The sequence below is a fragment of the Carnobacterium sp. AT7 genome (genome assembly GCF_000171855.1).
GTDB lineage: Bacteria > Bacillota > Bacilli > Lactobacillales > Carnobacteriaceae > Carnobacterium_B > Carnobacterium_B jeotgali.
This window is the reverse complement of sequence record NZ_ABHH01000067.1, coordinates 1-1,209: the sequence shown is the minus strand read 5'-3', so window position 1 is coordinate 1,209 and position 1,209 is coordinate 1. Positions and strand designations below refer to the sequence as shown.

Sequence of the window (1,209 nt, the reverse complement as noted above, 5' to 3'; positions counted from 1 at the left end):
GATGTGTTCATTCTTACATTATCGCTTAGTTACATAGATTTACCTCATATGATGTATACCTTACTTGCTTCTTATGTATTTTCTAAAATTGTTGATTTCATGCAAGACGGATCTTATGCTGCAAGAGGATTATTAATTATTTCAGATAAAAATGACACGATTGCAGAAAATATTATGATTGAAATGGAACGTGGGGTAACTTTCTTTAAAGCTGAAGGAGCTTATTCAAAAGAAGAAAAAAAAGTTTTGTATTGTGTTTTGGGAAGTCATGAAATAGTGATGGCCAAAAGAATTATTCACGAAATAGACCCGAAAGCTTTTCTTTCGCTCCTGACAGTACATGAAGTTTTAGGTGAAGGATTTTCATTTGATCCCAAACCTAAACAACCTCTTTTCAAAAAAAAAGCCAACCTTTAATGGTTTGGCTTTTTTTGTTCATTCTTTAAATCTTCTTCAATTTCTTTTAACTGATTGGATAATTGAATAAATCTTTCACGATCATCTTCTTCTAAAGATAAATCAATTTGATGTAACGTATTTTGCTTGCGTTCGGTTAAAGATAACGTCTCTAATGCTAATTCAACTTCTTCAATCAGTTTGGGACTGATCGTTTCATTCCATTTATAGTAAGGGTTATCTTCTAATACCGTTAGATATTCCGCTGACTTCCAAGGATTCGAAAAAATTAACTCAATGTACATTTCTTCTTGCCAATTTAATCTAACTTCATGGAAAGCCTGTTCTGGGTCACTAAATACTGTTCCTTTTTTATAAAATAAAAAAGGTTCGCTGTCCATCTCCGTTGTTGACATAACCATACCTCTTGGCGTTTTTTCTACAGCTTCAATAAAGTGGACTTTATTTAAAACAATATCATGATTTAGTAAGTAGTTTAGTATCCACATAGATTCTCGTCTTTTTAATTGGTATCTGTCTAAAAACCAGCCAAGAAAAATCTTTTTATCATCTAAAGAAATTTGGATGTTCATGTAAATACCTCCCTATCTTACCCTTTTTCTCATTATAACTTAATAATTTAATAGTTGCTATTTATTTCCTCTAAAATTTCTAATATTTCCGCATCTGTTGGTTCAATAAGCAAGTAATCATTTAAGACGTCTTTAATAATCAGACGTTCTCCCTCTTCTCGTAGGAAATAAATATACGATTTCAAGAAATCTTTATTTTGACGTAAAGCTGGATATGCCT

At 31.3% G+C, this 1,209-nt stretch carries 2 protein-coding genes; one reads left to right on the top strand and one right to left on the bottom strand.

Going from position 1 to position 1,209, the window contains the following annotated elements:
- A partial coding sequence (locus CAT7_RS11950) for a YitT family protein (RefSeq protein ID WP_007726001.1) occupies positions 1–417 on the top strand: 417 nt, incomplete at its 5' end.
- On the opposite strand, the gene CAT7_RS11945 is transcribed toward CAT7_RS11950, so the two are convergent.
- A complete protein-coding gene (locus tag CAT7_RS11945; RefSeq protein WP_007725999.1) occupies positions 414–989 on the bottom strand; it encodes a ReoY family proteolytic degradation factor in 576 nt (191 codons plus the stop codon). The genes CAT7_RS11950 and CAT7_RS11945 overlap by 4 nt on opposite strands.
- Positions 990–1,209 lie beyond the last annotated feature (220 nt).